The sequence below is a fragment of the Sinorhizobium sp. 22678 genome, assembly GCF_052044265.1.
Taxonomy (GTDB): domain Bacteria; phylum Pseudomonadota; class Alphaproteobacteria; order Rhizobiales; family Rhizobiaceae; genus Sinorhizobium; species Sinorhizobium meliloti_A.
In genome coordinates, this window is the sequence record NZ_JBQEMS010000008.1 from 22,346 (window position 1) to 37,476 (window position 15,131).

The following is a 15,131-nucleotide window of genomic DNA, read 5'->3' on the forward strand; positions in this document are numbered from 1 at the left end:
TTCACGCTTTCGGCCGCAGGAAGAGCGACAGCAGCGTGCCGACTACCGCGGACACGATGACCATGAGGTGGGCATTGACGCTGGCGCGGCCGAGCGTCTCGAGCGTCGCGTGATCCGCTCCGAAGGAAACCGCACCGGCGACGATCGCCGCTGCGTAGGTTCCCACACCCGCCGGCGCGTGCACCGGCAGGACGGAAGACAATTCGCCGCCGAGCGCCCCGCCGAAGGAGGCGGCGAGCGGAGCGACCCCCATGATCGCGAGCACCCAGGCGAGAACGACGACCTTTACCGCCCAGTTCAGCATCGTCATCGCCCAAGCCCGCAGGAAAGCGGGAATGTCGATCGGCAGGCCCGCCTCCACCTCGTCCAGATGCGGACCGACCTTCGCCGGCGCGAAACGGCGCATCCCGGTGAGAGCTTTCTCCTTCATGAGAAAGAAGGCAAGAGGCGACAGAAAAGCGACCAGCCAGAGAACCCAGCCGATCGCCCCTGGGCCCCGCCCGGCCACCAGACCCACCGCAGCGACGGTCAGCAGGGCGTGCAGGTCCAGAAGCCGCATGACGAAGAGCGCTGCGGTACCACGCACCAGCGGCACACCGAATTCGCTGCGCATGAGCAAGGGAAAGCTCGTTTCGCCCGCTCTGAACGGCAGCATGATGTTGAGCAGATTGTGAACCTGGGTCACCCGGAAGAGAGACAGAAACCGGCCCCTGGTTTCGCCCGGGAAGTAGTCGTGGATCCGATAGCAACGGATGAGATAGGTGGCGACGAGAAGCGCTAGCGCCGAGAGCACCGGCACGACGCCGATTTCGGCCCATTGCCGCAGCAATACCGGCCAGCCCCAGACCCACTCCACGAAGACGGCATAAGCCGCGATTGCCGCAGCGGAAATCAGTGCCAGACGGTTGCGCGCGAGCCACGACCGCCGGCTGCGCTCCCAGTTCGTATTCATCGAGACCGTTTTCCTGTATCAGCAATGCGATTCGACATTGGTTATAACCTCAGAAGTATGCAAGAAAACCTGCCAGCCCACCGGAGACTGCCCTCTTGAATCGCATCGAAGAACCCGTGAAGCCGATGACCGAAGTCCTGGAGGGTGTCGAGCTCTCCATAGTCGTGCCGGTGTTCAACGAGGAGGAGAGCGTCGGACCGCTCGTCACGCGCATCCGGGCGGCAATGGCCGGGTTCCTGAAGTCATGGGAACTCATCCTCGTCGACGACGGCAGCACGGACCGAACCCTGCCGAACGCGCGCAAGGAGCTTTCACACCCCGACCTGCAACTGAAGATCATCGAACTCCAGAAGAATTTCGGCCAGACGGCCGCAATGCAGGCGGGGATCGACGCGGCGTCCGGCCGGCTGATCGCCACGCTCGACGGCGACCTTCAGAACGATCCGGCGGACATTCCCAACATGGTCGCGGCGATAGAAGAGCGCGGGCTCGACCTCCTTGTCGGCTGGCGGCAAAACCGACGCGATGCACTGATTCTGAGGAAGATCCCGTCCTGGTGCGCCAACGTTCTGATCGGCAAGATCACGGGCGTGAGATTGCACGACTATGGCTGCAGCCTGAAGATCTACCGCGGTTCCATCATCAAGCAGGTGAAGCTGATGGGGGAAATGCACCGCTTCATTCCGGCCTGGGTGGCGGGTGTCGTGCCGAGCAGTCGGATCGGCGAGATGCCGGTGACCCATCACGCGCGGCATTACGGCAGCTCGAAGTACGGGATCTCGCGCACGTTCCGCGTTATTCTCGATCTGCTCGCGGTCTTGTTCTTCATGCGCTACAAGGCGCGGCCCGGGCACTTTTTCGGCTCCATCGGCCTGGCTGCCGGCGGTCTCAGTGTGCTGATCCTTCTCTATCTAGCGATAGACAAGTTCATCTTCGGCAACGACATCGGCACCCGTCCGATGCTGATCGTCGGCGTGATGCTGTTCCTCTCTTCGGTCCAGCTGATCACCACCGGCATTCTCTCGGAGATGATGGCGCGCGCCTATTTCCGCGACGATGAAATGACGAGTTACATCGTGCGCCAGACTTTCGAGCGGGAGCAGCCGCGTGCTTGAAGCGGTCAATCGACGCCCTGGAGCGGTCGTCCTGGCGGTTGCCGGCTATTTCCTGCTGTGCATCATCCTGCGGGTCTCCGTCTCGAGCTCGCTGGAAATCGACGAGGCGGAACAGGCATTTCTGTCTCAGTTCCTCGCCCTCGGATACGGACCGCAGCCGCCCTTCTACAATTGGCTGCAATATGGACTGGCAGAGGTGATCGGGACCTCGCTGGCGACGATGACCATCCTCAAGAACGGGCTCCTATTTCTCTGCTGTCTGTTCTACGGCCTTGCGGCACGGCTGGTATTGACCGACCGCCGTCTGCCCCCGATCGCAATGCTCGGCGTTCTTACGCTGCCCCCGATCTTCCTACTCGCACAGCGCGATCTTTCCCACACGGTCGCAGCACTCTTCGCCGTCTCGCTGTTTCTCTACAGCTTCCTGAAGACGCTGAAGCGGCCCAGCCTTTTCTCCTATATTCTCACCGGCGTTGCGGTGGGTATCGGCCTGATGGCGAAGTACAACTTCGTCCTCGTGCCGGTCGCGGCGATCGTCGCCGTTTTGCCGGAACGGGAGCTGCGGGCGCGGATACTCGACTGGCGCATTCTGCCGGCGATTGCGGTAGCAACGCTCATCGTTCTGCCCCACGCCTACTGGATGCTGCAGAATTTCGGTTTCGCCTCGGGTGGGACCTTGAACGAGATGAGGGAGCGCGAGGCGGAGGGATTTCTGCTTCAGGCCTTTTACGGCGTCTATTCGCTCGGCTCCGCCGTCATCGGCGGCAGCCTGGTGCCGCTGCTCGTATTCGGCCTCGTCTTCCGCGGCAAGTTCCGCGCGATCTGGCAGGCGGAAAGCCCGTGGAGCAGGATCATCGGGCGGATGCTCGCCCTTTGCCTGATCGCGGTCCTGCTGGTCGTACTCGGCGTGGCCGCCACGCATGTGCGCGAAAAATGGCTGGTCCTCTTCCTCGTTCTCATTCCGCTTTATCTCTGCCTGAAGATCGAGGCGGCGAATATCGACCTTACAGACAGCCTCAGGCGCTTCTTTCTGCTGGTCTTAGTCATCGTGCTGGGCGCACTCGTGCTCGTGTCGGCGCGAGCGGTCGTGCGGCCGTGGTTTGGTGACTATTCGAGGCTGAACATACCCTACGCCGCATTGGCCGAAGCGGTGGCACAGGCAGAAGGCCAGCCGGCGCTTATCCTCGCCAATGACAAGCAGATCGCGGGAAATCTCCGAATGCAGTTCAGCGGAGCACAGGTCACGATGCCAAGCCCCTCGAATGCGCTTCCGGTCGATATGTCGAAAAGGCCCCTTCTCGCGGTCTGGCATAACGACGCACAGCCGGAAGCACCCGTTCCCGACCTGTTGCGGAACGCTCTCTCCGCACTTGGCATTCCGGACGCGGCCGCGGCACCGCGCCACCTCGCGCTGCCCTATCTCTACGGGACCGGCGAGGACCGCTACAGCTTCAGCTATATCTGGGTCGCGGAATAGACGCGCGGGAAGCCGCTACACGGGGTTCCCGAAATTGCTCTCCTGCGAGCCGACCAGCAGCTTCAATTCACCGGGGTGAACGCGCAATGCGACCTTGCCGCTTCTGATCGGGATAAGCTCGCCGTCGATGACGCAGTTGATCTTCCGATCCACCTTCGGAAAGTGCAGGTCGACCGTCAGAGCGCTCATCTCGGTGATCAGCGTGCTGCTCCTGAATTTTCCGCGCAGGATGTCGAAGGAGAGCTTCGCCACGCCCGCAGGGCTTAGCGGCGGCGCCGTGTAGAAGCCAAGGTGGCCGCTCGTCAGGTCTTCCGCATACATCAGCGTGTCGTGGCCGAAATGGTTATTTGAAACGGAAATCGCCGAAACATGCCGGCGTTCGCGGTGCCCGTCCGCGTCGAATTCGATCTCGAAATCCGGCGGGTTGAAGATTACCCCGATGGCGGCGCGTACGCTGGCGCTGATCTTTCCGAGTCGCGACGCGAAACGATAGGACTGACGATAACGCACCATGCGGGCGTGGAGCCCCATCGAGAACTGATGCACGAATGCGCGGCCGTCAGCGCTGCCTATATCGGCATCGATGATTCGGCCATTGGCCAGCACCTCCGGAACCTTCCAGATATCGAGCGGCAGCTTCAGGGAGCGCGCGACGAGATTCATCGTCCCGGCGGGGACGATGCCCAGCGGCATGCCGGTTTTCCAGGCCACGCCTGCTGCCGCAGAAATCGTGCCGTCGCCGCCGCCGGCGACGATCGCGTCGAGATCGTCCCGTCCGCAAGCGGTCTCCAACGCGTCCCGCATCTCATCCGCTGCGACCACGGCGATCTCGATCTCGTGGCCGGCCGCCCGAAAGTCCTCCTCGACCTTCCTGCTGTAGGCATCCATGTCCGTCGTGCGGAAAGTTCCCCCATCTCGATTGAAGATGGCTTTGACTTTCAAGGGCTGCTGCCTCCGTCATGCGAGTGCGTTCAGCTTCTCAGATAAGAGCGGCAGCGGGGGTTTCCAGAGCTATGCGGACGAAAAGTGCGGGCGGCCTTATCGCCGGCCGCTTCGGCGTACGGAAGTTTCAACGAAGCGATCACGCGCGCTTGAGTTCTGGCCCCGAGCGGGATTCGAGCGGCTTCAGTGTCATGCGATCGCCGTCGCAGAGGACATTCTCGTCGCCCCAGGCTTTCAGGGCCATGATCACCGGTTTCAGGCTTTCTCCCCTCGGCGTCAAGGCGTAGTCGACACGCGGCGGAACGACCGGAAAGACCGTACGCGACAGAAGCGCCGCCTCCTCCAGCTCACGCAACTGCCTGGTCAGCATACGCGGCGTCACGCTCGGCAGCCTCCTGCGCAGTTCGTTGAAGCGCAGGACGCCTTCGCTCATCAGGTGATAGAGGATGACGCCCTTCCATTTGCCGTCGATGAAACTCAAGGTCGACTCGACCGGGCAGCCCGGAAATGTGTTCGTCAGCTTCGCGCGCGGCCGGGACATACGGTATCCTTTTCGACACTATAGGCCAAATTTGTGCATTCTTGTGTGCATTGAGCATAGGGGCCATGTAGCTCCTGTTCAATTTAAAAAGGAGCATTCCATGCGTGCCGTCGCCTACAAGACACCGCAACCCATCGCCAACGAGACCGCGCTGATGGACGTGGACCTGCCTGTGCCGACGCCGGGGGAGCGCGATCTCCTGGTGGAAGTCAAGGCGGTTTCCGTCAATCCGGTCGACACCAAGGTGCGCGCCGGCGTTCAGCCGGAGCCGGAGCAGCTGAAGGTTCTCGGATGGGATGCCGCCGGCGTCGTCAAGGCGGTCGGCCCGAAGGTTACGCTCTTCAAACCCGGCGACGAAGTGTTCTACGCAGGCGCCATCAGCCGGCCCGGGACGAATGCGGAGTTTCACCTCGTCGACGAGCGGATCGTCGGGCGGAAACCGCATTCGCTCGATTTCGCGGCCGCCAGCGCCTTGCCGCTTACGGCGATCACCGCCTGGGAGTCGATTTTCGATCGGCTCAGGGTCAATGATCCCGTACCGGGAGCAGCGAACGCGGTGCTGATCATCGGGGGCGCCGGCGGCGTCGGCTCGATCGCCATTCAGTTGCTGCGCGCTCTGACCAATGTCACCGTCATCGCCACCGCTTCACGCGCCGAAACCCGCGAGTGGGCCTTGAAGCTCGGTGCCCATCATGTGCTCGACCACAGCCGCCCGCTTGCGGCCGAGGTAGAGCAGCTCGCCCTCGGCGCGCCGGCCTTCGTGTTTTCAACGACCAACACCGACAAGCATTTCGACGAGATCGTCAAGCTGATCGCGCCGCAGGGGCGCTTTGCGCTGATCGACGACCTGGCGGTCCTCGATGTCATGCCGTTCAAGCGCAAATCCGTCTCGATCCACTGGGAAATGATGTTTGCGCGTCCGCTGTTCGGGACCCCGGACATGATCGAGCAGCACAACCTCTTGAACAGGGTCGCGGAACTGGTGGATGGCGGCAAGATCCGCACGACCTTAACGGAGACGCTCGGCCCCATCGACGCGGCAACGCTCAGGAAGGCGCATCAGATGATTGAAACCGGCCGCACGCGCGGCAAGCTGGTGCTCGCCGGATTCTGATCCGGTGGCGATGTGGGCCGTCTGCAAGGCCCCTCCCCAACCCCTCCCCACAAGTGCCACAAGTGGGAGGGACTGGGGAGGGGAAGTTCTTTGGTGCTTCTATCCGTGAATGATTTCGCGGTGGCGCTGGAGCCGGCGCCCGTAAGCCTGGCTCACCCGGTCGAAGATGATGGCGATTCCGACGATGGCGAGGCCGTTGAAGATGCCGAGCGTGAAATACTGGTTGGCGATCGCCTTCAAGACCGGCTGACCCAGGCCCTGAACGCCGATCATCGAAGCAATGACGACCATGGCGAGCGCCATCATGATGGTCTGGTTGATCCCGGCCATGATCGTCGGCAGCGCCAGCGGCATCTGCACGTTCTTCAGCTTCTGCCAGTTCGACGAGCCGAAGGCGTCCGCCGCCTCCAGCACATCCTTGTCGACCAGCCGGATTCCGAGATTGGTGAGGCGGATCATCGGCGGGATCGCGTAGATGACGACGGCTATAAGCCCCGGAACCTTGCCGATGCCGAGAAGCATCACGACGGGAATGAGGTAGACGAAGCTCGGCATCGTCTGCATCACGTCGAGCACCGGATTGACGATGTTCTGGAAACGATCGGAACGTGACATGATGATGCCCATCGGTATGCCGATCGCTATCGACAGGACCGTACAGACGAAGATCATCGAGATCGTCTTCATCGTGTCGTCCCACATGTCGAGATAACCGATGAGGAGCAGGGTACCGACGGCGCCGGCAACGATTTTCCAGTTGCGGCTGGCAAACCAGGCGATCACGGCAATCAGTATGAGAATGATCGGCCAGGGCGTTCGTGTCATGAACCGTTCGGCGTGGATCAGGAAGAACTGGAGCGGGTCGAAGAACGATTCGATCGCGTCGCCATAGGCGCGTGTGAAGCTACGGAACCCTTCGTCGATTATCTTCTTCAACTGCCGAAGCCGATCGTCGTCCATGTGCGGAAATTTGGTCAGCCATTCCATGTGTCGATTCCCCTTCGCACTCTTTTGGGCGGCTTATGGTTGTTATTGCTTTGCCGCCTGCCTCTTAACGCTAACGCGCGGTGTAAACGATGAAGCCGCGCAATCTTATTCTCAAACCGACATGCGGTGAACGAAATCTTGCGCCTTCCTTCGAAAACTACGCAGCAGAAAACAAAAAACGGCGCGCTTTTACGCGCGCCGTTCATTCGAGGCGAGTCGATCAGAGGGCAGCCTTGATCTTTTCGGCGACTTCGGGCGAGACCCACTTGGTCCAGAGGTCCGGGTTTTCCTCGAGGAAGTGCTTCGCGCCTTCCTCGCCGCTCGCCTGATTGTCGGTCATCCAGGCCATGAGCTTGTTGACCGTGTCGTTCGTCCAGGCGCGGGTGTTGAGATACTCCATGGCCGGGCCGGCGCGGTCGGCGAATTCCTTGGTTACCAGTGTCTGGACCTTGTCCTTCGGCCAATCGTTCTTCTTCGGATCCGGGCAATCCGCAACCGTATTGCAGCGCTTCCATTCGGCCATGTCGTTGGGGACGCCATGCTCGAGCTTGACCATCTCGTACTTGCCGAGCAGCGCTGTCGGGGCCCAGTAGTAGCCGACCCAACCCTGCTTGCGCTCGTAGGCCTTGGCAATCGAGCCATCGAGGCCGGCCGCCGAGCCGGTATCGACCAGCGTGAAGCCCGCCGCCTCGGCGCCATAGGCCTTGTAAAGCTGCGTCGTCACGACCGTGCCGCCCCACCCTTGAGGACCGTTGAAAATCGCGCCTTTGTTCGGATCCTCCGGATCGGGGAAGAGTTCCTTATGCTTCAGGACGTCGTCGATCGTCTTGATGTCCGGGTTGGCATCGACGATGTACTTCGGAACCCACCAGCCCTGTACGGCGCCATCCGAAAGCGCGACTGCGGCGCCTACGAGCTTGCCTTCTTCGAGGCCGCGGTTCACCACGTCCGGCAGCAGGTCGACCCAGCCCTCCGGCGCGATATCCGGCTCGCCCTTCTCGATCATCGACGTGATGGTCGGCACCGTGTCGCCGACGACGAGCTCCGCACTGCAGCCGTAGCCTTCGGTCAGAATGAACTTGTCCACACTCGCCAGGACTTCGGCGCTCTGCCAGTTCATGTTGGCAATCGTCACATCGCCGCATTCCGCCGCCGATGCCGCGCTGCCGAGTCCCAAAAGACCGGCGGCCAGGCATGTCGTTGCAAGAAGTTTTTTCATTTCGGCTCCCTCTGTTTTGGCGGTGTCTCTATGGCGGACTGCCAGCCTCACCGCAGCTGCTGACAGTGAACGGAACAAGCACCCGCCCCGATCCGATGCCGGGGCGCGACAGCTCGCGGGTCAACCGATACCTGTTCGGACCGGTACCGCCCACATTGCTATCGTGTCTTTCCGGCGAACACTTTCCCATTTGCGTCAGCGGCTGACATTCCTGCCGTTTGTCAAACTACACAAATAATTGATGGGTTTAACCCCCTTTTTTAAATTCATTTGCCGGCAGCCCCCATCATCAACGTCGGAAGCTGGACGACTTAGAAGGATATGCGAAAAGGCCGGCGAACGATCGCCGGCCTTTCCAGAAGTGCAATTGCGTGTTCGGACAGGGGCGTTCGACCTGCCTCCACGAACATCACATGTTCGGATAGACCGGCCCTTCGCCACCCTTCTCATGGCGGGAGTCCGTGCGGGCCTGCCTCTCCGAACATTCACATGTTCGGATAGACCGGCCCTTCGCCCGCTTCTCATCACGGGAGTCCGTGCGGGCCCGCCTCTCCGAACATTCACATGTTCGGATAGACCGGCCCTTCGCCCCCTTGTGGCGGCACCCAGTTGATGTTCTGGTTCGGGTCCTTGATGTCGCAGGTCTTGCAGTGGACGCAGTTCTGGGCGTTGATGACGAAGGTGGGCTCGCCGTCCTTCTCCACCCATTCATAGACGCCGGCCGGACAGTAGCGCGACGACGGGCCGGCATAGACCTCGTATTCCGAGCGTTTCTGCAGATCCCAATCCTTCACCTGAAGATGCACCGGCTGGTCCTCCTCGTGATTGGTGTTCGACAGGAACACCGAGGAGAGCCGGTCGAAGGTCAGCACGCCATCCGGCTTCGGATAGTCGATCTTTTCGTGTTTGGCGGCCGGCTCGAGCGATTGCGCATCGGTCTTGCCGTGCTTCAGCGTGCCGAAGAAGGAGAAGCCGAAGAGCTGGTTGGTCCACATGTCCAGACCGCCGAGCGCCACGCCGACAGCGGTGCCGAACTTCGACCAGAGCGGCTTGACGTTGCGGACCCGTTTCAGGTCCTGGCCGATGGCGCTCTCGCGCCAGCCGCGCTCGATCTCGATCGGCTCGTCATTGGCGCGGCCGTAGGCGATCGCCTCGGCGAGTTTCTCCGCCGCGAGAATGCCCGACAGCACCGCATTGTGGCTGCCCTTGATGCGCGGCACGTTGACGAAACCGGCCGAGCAGCCGATCAGAGCCCCGCCGGGGAAGGAAAGCTTCGGCACAGACTGGTAGCCGCCCTCGGTAATGGCGCGTGCGCCGTAGGAGAGCCGCTTGCCGCCCTCGAAGGTGCCGCGGATCGCCGGATGCGTCTTGAAGCGCTGGAACTCCTCGAACGGATAGAGATATGGGTTCTTGTAGTTGAGATGGACGACGAAACCGACGGCGACCAGATTGTCCTCGAGGTGATAGAGGAAGGATCCGCCGCCGGTCTTCATGCCGAGCGGCCAGCCGAAGGAATGCTGCACGAGGCCGGGCCTATGATTTTCCGGCTTCACCTCCCAGAGTTCCTTCAGGCCGATGCCGAATTTCGGCACATCGCGCCCCTCGTCGAGCTTGTATTTGGCGATCAGCTGCTTGGCGAGCGAGCCGCGCACGCCCTCGCCGATGAGGGTGTACTTGCCGAGCAGCTCCATGCCGCGGGCGAAGTTCGGCCCCGGCTCGCCGTTGCGCTCGATGCCCATGTCGCCGGTCGCAACGCCGATCACCGCGCCCTGGTCATTGTAGAGGACCTCGGTCGCGGCAAAGCCCGGATAGATTTCGACGCCGAGCGCTTCCGCCTGGGTGGCCAGCCAGCGACAGACATTGCCGAGGGAGACGACGTAGTTGCCGTGATTGTTCATCAGCGGCGGCATCAGGAAATTGGGAAGGCGGACCGAACCGGCGGGGCCGAGAAAGAGGAACTGGTCGTCGGTGACTTCCGTCTTGAACGGGTGGTCCGATTCGTCGCGCCAGCCGGGCAAGAGCCGGTCGATGCCGATCGGGTCGACCACGGCGCCGGAGAGGATATGCGCGCCCACTTCGGCGCCCTTCTCCAGAACCACGACCGAGAGTTCCGGATTGACCTGCTTCAGCCGGATCGCCGCCGCAAGACCAGCCGGTCCCGCCCCGACGATCACGACGTCGAATTCCATGCTCTCGCGTTCGGGGAGTTCTTGTTGCTCGGTCATTACACTCTCCAGTTCTGCCGGTCTTCTGCCGGCTCCGTTCCCGGCCAAATCATCCCGTCATGACAAATGCCGTAAACCTTGTCGAGCCGGGATGCGACAGACTGTCTCTGCATTTGCGCATGAGTTCATGAGATTACTATGTTACTTGAACGTAAACGTAAATCCATCTGGGCGGATCCGGCCGATGGGCAGCTTGCTTTTGCAGCGCTCGCATGCGAGGAGGCCCGCCCCACCCCGCAAGCCGCATCACCGACAAGACGGAGACGATCATGGCATTCGCCCTAGGCCTCGACTTCGGCACGACCAATTCGGTACTGGCGCAGGCCGACGGCGCCTCGACGCGCTCCATCGTCGTGGAAAGCCCGATCGGGAGATCGGACACGACGCGCACGGCGCTCTCTTTCCTGAAGGATGCCGGTCCCTCGCCCTTGAAAGTCGAAGCAGGACAGGCGGCAATCCGCGAATTCATCGACAATCCGGGCGAATGCCGCTTCCTTCAGTCGATCAAAACCTTTGCCGCGAGCGCGCTCTTCCAGGGCACGCTGATCTTCGGCAAGCGCTACGAGTTCGAGGACCTGATGCAGCGTTTCCTGACGCGGCTCAAAGACTATGCCGGCAGTAACTGGGAGTCCACCTTCAGGCGTGTCGTCATCGGCCGTCCCGTGCAGTTTGCGGGCGCCAATCCGAACGAGAAACTGGCCCTCGAACGCTATAATCGCGCGCTTACCCGCATGGGTTTTCCCGAAGTCCATTACGTGTACGAACCGGTCGCGGCCGCCTTCTATTTCGCGCGCAACCTCGATCGCGACGCGACGGTGCTCGTCGCCGACTTCGGCGGCGGCACCACCGACTACTCGATCATCCGATTCGAGAGCCAGGCCGGTCGACTGACGGCAACGCCGATCGGACATTCCGGCGTCGGCATCGCAGGAGACCATTTCGACTTCCGGATTATCGACAACATCGTCTCGCCGCTCATCGGAAAGGGGAGTCTGTTCAAGAGCTTCGACAAGCTGCTTGAGGTGCCGTCGAGCTACTACGCGAATTTCGGCCGCTGGAATCAGCTTTCTATCTTCAAGACCTTGAGAGATTTCACCGAATTGAAAAAACTGGTGCGCGCAAGCCTGGAGCCGGAAAAGCTGGAGTCCTTCGTGGAGCTCATCGAGCACGACGAAGGCTATCCACTCTATCAGGCGGTCTCGGCCACCAAGATGCGGCTCTCGCAGGCTGAGGAGACCGAATTCGCCTTTGCGCCGCTGGGCGAGCGCGCACGCCGTACCGTTCACCGGGAAGAGTTCGAAGCCTGGATTGCGCCTGACCTTGCCCGCATCGAGGAGGCGCTTGACGAGGTCCTTTCAACGTCTGCGACAACACCGGACGGGATCGACAAGGTGTTTCTGACCGGCGGGACATCCTTCGTGCCGGCGATTCGCCGTCTCTTCGAGAACCGCTTCGGCAAAGAGCGCATCGAGAGCGGCGGCGAGCTCCTGTCGATCGCCCATGGCCTGGCGCTTATCGGCGAGCGCAACGACATCGCGGCCTGGACAGCGGCGGCCTGAAGGCAGTCCCTGCCACCACAGATTTGAGTAACGTGCAGTGGACCACGCCCACCGATCTGTTACATTCGCCTCATGATCTCGGCCAACGACCTCTCCCGCTCCGAACTCGCTGCCCTTCTCGCCTTCCATGCGGAGGCGGGTGTCGAGTGGCTCCTCGAAGACGAACCGGTCGATCGGCTCGCTGAATTCGAGGCGATGAGAATCAGGCGCGCGCAAAGCCGCGCCGTGCCGCAAACCAGCGCGACCGCAGTCGAACCGCAGCAGCCTGCTCCCCTTGCCGCCCCCTCGCGCGAGCGTCGCCCCGCGCCTCCGGCATCCCCTCCGGTGGTTGCGATACCGGACGAGCAGGCCATCAAGGAGGCGCAGTTCGTCGCCGATGCAGCGCGATCGCTGGGAGAGCTACGCACCGCCATGGAGGCCTTTGCCGGCTGCAACCTCAGGAACAGCGCCCGCAACCTCGTCTTTGCCGAAGGCAGTGCTGCTTCGGGTGTCATGATCATCGGTCCGATGCCCTATGCGGATGACGACCGCGACGGCCGCCCTTTTGCGGGGCGGCACGGCGAGATGCTCGAACGCATGCTGTCCGGCATCGGCCTTTCGCGCGAGGACGTGCTTCTTGCCAATGCCGTGCCCTGGCGGCCACCGGGAAACCGCGTTCCGAGCGCTCGCGAGGCGGATATCTGCCGGCCGTTCATTGAGCGTCAGATCGCGCTGGCCGAACCCAAGCAGTTGCTTCTGCTCGGCAACTTCACCGCCCGCTTCTTCTTCGGCGGCGAAACGATCCATCAACTGCGCGGCGAATGGCGAGAGCTCACCTTTGGTGGCACCCGCATTCCAACGCTCGCCACCTTGCATCCGCAGGACCTTGTCGCCGCTCCCGTCAACAAGCGCTTTGCCTGGCTGGACCTGCTGGCGTTCAAGTCGCGCCTCGGCTGATCCAACTGCTCGATTTATGAAAAAGGTGTGAAAAAAGCCATGCGATTTGCGCATGTCTGAGCGGCGTTTTAGCGCATTGCAAAATCAATGCTGCACCGCAATATAGCACGACGGGAGGAATGGATAAGGATTTGAACCATGACTGCCCGCTATCGCCCGATTCACAGCAGCTTCGAGACGCTCCGCTACGCCGGTGCCTCCTCGCGCGCGCCGTTCAACAGCTTCGGGTCGGCTGCCAACGAGCAGCTGACAGCAATCGGTCTCGCGCGGACGACCCGCCCGGCTCAGATCTACGCCGAATTCATCCAGCGCTGAACGCCCTGCGCCGGAAAGACTGCAGGAGAGAACGATCATGTCCAAGCCGCTCGACAGCATTCGCGGTCTCGTCGACACGATCTCCGACATTCGCACCGCCGTCCGCGCGTCTCGCGAGTACAGCCGCCTGAGCATCGCCAGCGACGGGCGCCGCGCCGATCACGGCGCGGCGAGCCAGTTGCTGCCGAGATAGGGCTCGTTTGGGTCCCGGATCGACCTGAAACCAACGTGATCGATTCCAATTGGTGGAACGCGGATGCGGGCGGAAATCCGCACACACTTTCCTCATCCCGCTCCAGCCTTCCGGCTGCGCCATTTCGCCATTCCCTGTCGCAATCGACAGCGCCCCGGAACTTCGTTACAGCCACTCTCGATTCGTTTTGACGGAGTGACGAAGTTCATCGGCCGAGCCGAAACGAAGCCGCTCCTTAATCCCCTCTCCAGGAGCGCCGATGCTGGCGAACTTCGCTTCCGTTTTCAGCCTGATGCTCTCGACCTTCCTGATGATGGTCGCCTTCGGGCTGCAGAGCTATGTCATCCCTGTACGCTCCGTGGCGGAAAGCTGGTCGACCCTCACCATCTCGATCTTCGCAACCGGCTACACGCTGGGGTTCACCCTTTCCTGCATCGTCACGCCTAAATTCGTCCTGCGCGTCGGCCATGTCCGCGTCTTCACAGCCCTGATAACGCTCCTTTCCATCGCGATACTGATGTGCGGGCTCGTCGTCGATTGGCGCGCCTGGATCGGCTTCCGTGCCGTGTCGGGCTTTGCGATTGCCGGAAGCTATCTCGTCATCGAGAGTTGGCTGAACGAGCGGGTGACGAACGACAATCGCGGCCTGCTCTTCTCGCTCTATCTCATCACCAGCATGGTCGGCACGATCGGCGGACAGTACCTGGTGCCGCTCGGCGATCCGAGCAACACCTCCCTGTTCATCCTTTGCGGCGTGCTGTTCTCGCTCGCCCTGCTGCCGACCGCCCTTTCCTCCTCGCCGATGCCGGCCCCCCCGGCACGGGCAAATTTCGATATCCCCGCACTCTATCGCCGCTCGCCGGTCGCCGTCGTCGGCGGCTTTCTCGCCGGTGCGCTCTCGGGCGCGTGGCTCAATCTCGGCGGCGTCTTCACCCAGAAGATCGGCCTTTCGACCGGCGAGGGAGCGACACTACTCGCGTCGCTTCTGGCCGGCAGCGCGATCTCGCAGGTCCCGATCGGCCGCGCCTCGGACCGGATGGACCGGCGCATCGTCATGGTTGCCTGCGGCATCGCCGGCGTCGTGTCGTGCCTTGCCATGTCCGTTTCGATTGCGAGCAGTCCCCCGGTTCTCTATGCACTCGCCGCCTGCATCGGCACGGTCCTCTTCCCGATCTACGCGCTGAACGTCGCGCATGCCAACGACCTTGCCCGCCCCGACGAATATGTGGAGATTTCATCCGGGCTGATGATCACCTACGGCCTCGGCACGATCTCCGGTCCGCTGATGGTCGGTCCGGTCATGGACCGGTTTGGCCCCGTCGCACTGTTCATCGCGCTTGCCGTGTATTTTGCACTCTACAGCGGCTATGCCGCGTGGCGCATCCTTCAGCGCGAGCAGCATGACGGCCTCGTCGCGAAGACCGATTTTCAGGCGACCACGGTGCTGCCGACCCCCGGTCCCGACGTCACCGGTCCGCTCGCACAGCAGGACGCAGGCGAACTCATCGAGGACGATACCGTTCCTGCCTGGGAGCAACGCGCCGAGTAGCACATCC

At 62.0% G+C, this 15,131-nt stretch carries 14 protein-coding genes; 8 read left to right on the forward strand and 6 right to left on the reverse strand.

All coding sequences use genetic code 11. The annotated features are described in order from the left end of the window. Position 1: 1 nt before the first annotated feature. The gene (locus tag ACTJKL_RS13755; RefSeq protein WP_440853105.1) at positions 2-952 is read right to left on the reverse strand and encodes a lysylphosphatidylglycerol synthase domain-containing protein; all 951 of its coding nucleotides are present in this window, start codon (positions 950-952) and stop codon (positions 2-4) included. 95 nt (positions 953-1,047) lie between these two features. Between ACTJKL_RS13755 and ACTJKL_RS13760 the strand changes: the two genes are divergently transcribed. Next, positions 1,048-2,067 (forward strand): glycosyltransferase family 2 protein, encoded by a 1,020-nt coding sequence (locus tag ACTJKL_RS13760; RefSeq protein WP_100672038.1) that lies wholly within the window; start codon positions 1,048-1,050, stop codon positions 2,065-2,067. Then, positions 2,060-3,544 carry an ArnT family glycosyltransferase gene (locus ACTJKL_RS13765; RefSeq protein ID WP_440853106.1) on the forward strand — a complete coding sequence of 495 codons (1,485 nt, stop codon included), beginning with the start codon at positions 2,060-2,062 and terminating at the stop codon, positions 3,542-3,544. The genes ACTJKL_RS13760 and ACTJKL_RS13765 overlap by 8 nt, the downstream gene beginning before the upstream one ends. Before the next feature lie 15 nt (positions 3,545-3,559). Here ACTJKL_RS13765 and ACTJKL_RS13770 read toward each other — a convergent pair whose 3' ends face one another. Both ACTJKL_RS13770 and ACTJKL_RS13775 read right to left on the reverse strand, forming a co-directional pair. After that, a complete protein-coding gene (locus tag ACTJKL_RS13770) occupies positions 3,560-4,486 on the reverse strand; it encodes a diacylglycerol/lipid kinase family protein (RefSeq protein WP_127712297.1) in 927 nt (308 codons plus the stop codon). A gap of 139 nt (positions 4,487-4,625) precedes the next feature. Beyond that, positions 4,626-5,027, reverse strand: coding sequence for a winged helix-turn-helix transcriptional regulator (locus tag ACTJKL_RS13775; RefSeq protein ID WP_100672035.1), 402 nt, complete (start codon positions 5,025-5,027; stop codon positions 4,626-4,628). A gap of 100 nt (positions 5,028-5,127) precedes the next feature. Between ACTJKL_RS13775 and ACTJKL_RS13780 the strand changes: the two genes are divergently transcribed. Next, a complete protein-coding gene (locus ACTJKL_RS13780) occupies positions 5,128-6,141 on the forward strand; it encodes a zinc-binding alcohol dehydrogenase family protein (protein WP_440853107.1) in 1,014 nt (337 codons plus the stop codon). Between the two features lie 99 nt (positions 6,142-6,240). Here ACTJKL_RS13780 and ACTJKL_RS13785 read toward each other — a convergent pair whose 3' ends face one another. From ACTJKL_RS13785 to ACTJKL_RS13795, 3 genes are all read right to left on the reverse strand, one after another. Then, a complete protein-coding gene (locus tag ACTJKL_RS13785) occupies positions 6,241-7,128 on the reverse strand; it encodes an ABC transporter permease (RefSeq protein WP_018094574.1) in 888 nt (295 codons plus the stop codon). Positions 7,129-7,348: 220 nt separating this feature from the next. After that, entirely contained in the window at positions 7,349-8,347 is a 999-nt protein-coding gene (locus tag ACTJKL_RS13790) for an ABC transporter substrate-binding protein (protein WP_324763113.1), read from the reverse strand. A 560-nt stretch (positions 8,348-8,907) separates the two neighbouring features. Continuing rightward, on the reverse strand, positions 8,908-10,572 hold the full coding sequence (locus ACTJKL_RS13795; protein WP_440853108.1) for an electron transfer flavoprotein-ubiquinone oxidoreductase: 1,665 nt from the start codon (positions 10,570-10,572) through the stop codon (positions 8,908-8,910). A gap of 269 nt (positions 10,573-10,841) precedes the next feature. Between ACTJKL_RS13795 and ACTJKL_RS13800 the strand changes: the two genes are divergently transcribed. The 5 genes from ACTJKL_RS13800 (at position 10,842) to ACTJKL_RS13820 (ending at position 15,124) form a co-directional block, all read left to right on the forward strand. Further along, positions 10,842-12,131: an Hsp70 family protein gene (locus ACTJKL_RS13800; RefSeq protein WP_440853109.1), complete on the forward strand. Its 1,290-nt coding sequence runs from the start codon at positions 10,842-10,844 to the stop codon at positions 12,129-12,131. A gap of 72 nt (positions 12,132-12,203) precedes the next feature. Continuing rightward, positions 12,204-13,067: a uracil-DNA glycosylase gene (locus ACTJKL_RS13805; protein WP_440853110.1), complete on the forward strand. Its 864-nt coding sequence runs from the start codon at positions 12,204-12,206 to the stop codon at positions 13,065-13,067. Positions 13,068-13,205: 138 nt separating this feature from the next. Then, on the forward strand, positions 13,206-13,382 hold the full coding sequence (locus ACTJKL_RS13810) for a hypothetical protein (protein ID WP_440853111.1): 177 nt from the start codon (positions 13,206-13,208) through the stop codon (positions 13,380-13,382). 37 nt (positions 13,383-13,419) lie between these two features. Further along, positions 13,420-13,575 carry a hypothetical protein gene (locus ACTJKL_RS13815; RefSeq protein ID WP_411922024.1) on the forward strand — a complete coding sequence of 52 codons (156 nt, stop codon included), beginning with the start codon at positions 13,420-13,422 and terminating at the stop codon, positions 13,573-13,575. Positions 13,576-13,834: 259 nt separating this feature from the next. Then, positions 13,835-15,124 (forward strand): MFS transporter, encoded by a 1,290-nt coding sequence (locus ACTJKL_RS13820; RefSeq protein WP_275596568.1) that lies wholly within the window; start codon positions 13,835-13,837, stop codon positions 15,122-15,124. Positions 15,125-15,131 lie beyond the last annotated feature (7 nt).